This is a genomic window from Thiolapillus sp. (assembly GCF_048562965.1).
Lineage (GTDB): Bacteria > Pseudomonadota > Gammaproteobacteria > Chromatiales > Chromatiaceae > Thiolapillus > Thiolapillus brandeum_A.
Map to the genome: position 1 here is coordinate 1 of NZ_JBHNMF010001256.1, position 748 is coordinate 748.

Consider the following 748-nt stretch of genomic DNA (forward strand, 5'->3'; position numbering starts at 1 on the left):
CTAACGCGATTTTTACTGCTCGTAATCCCTCGATATGGGGAGAAGGCACAACATCCTGTGCATCGGATTCCAAGAAATTTGGCTCCTGGGATCAGAACCTGATGACCGAATGGCACATTCGCTATGGTGGCCGTGGCGTCATGATCTACTGGCATGTGGAAAAGAAATCGACCTGCATCTACTCCCAGCTCAAGCGCTGTTCCTCGTCGGAGGTGGCAGCCATGATTGAAGGCGTTTTGCGCCACTGCACGGACATGGAGATTGACCGACAGTATGTCGATAGTCATGGCCAAAGTGAGGTCGCCTTTGCCTTCTCTCACTTGCTTGGGTTCGATTTGTTGCCACGCCTCAAGGCCATTGCCAGCCAAAAACTCTATCGTCCTGGTGACGATAAACCCGGCGATTACCCGAATCTGGAACCCATACTGACACGTCCTATCAATTGGGAACTGATCATCCAGCAATACGACGAGATGATCAAATATGCGACCGCGCTCAAGCAGGGCACCGCCGATCCAGAAGCCATACTGCGCCGTTTCACCCGAAACAACATCCAGCATCCCTACAAGGCGCTTGCCGAACTGGGCAAAGTGATCAAAACCATCTTTCTATGCCGATACATTGGTTCTGAAGAACTTCGCCAAGAGATCCACGAAGGGCTGAATGTCGTGGAAAACTGGAACAGCGCAAACGTATTCATCTTTTACGGCAAAGGCGGTGAAGTCGCGACCAACCGGCTGGAGGATCA

1 protein-coding gene is annotated in these 748 nt (G+C 51.7%); it reads left to right on the forward strand.

The window, feature by feature from the left end; all coding sequences use genetic code 11:
* A partial coding sequence (locus ACOCD2_RS23650) for a transposase (protein WP_294059515.1) occupies positions 1–748 on the forward strand: 748 nt, incomplete at both ends.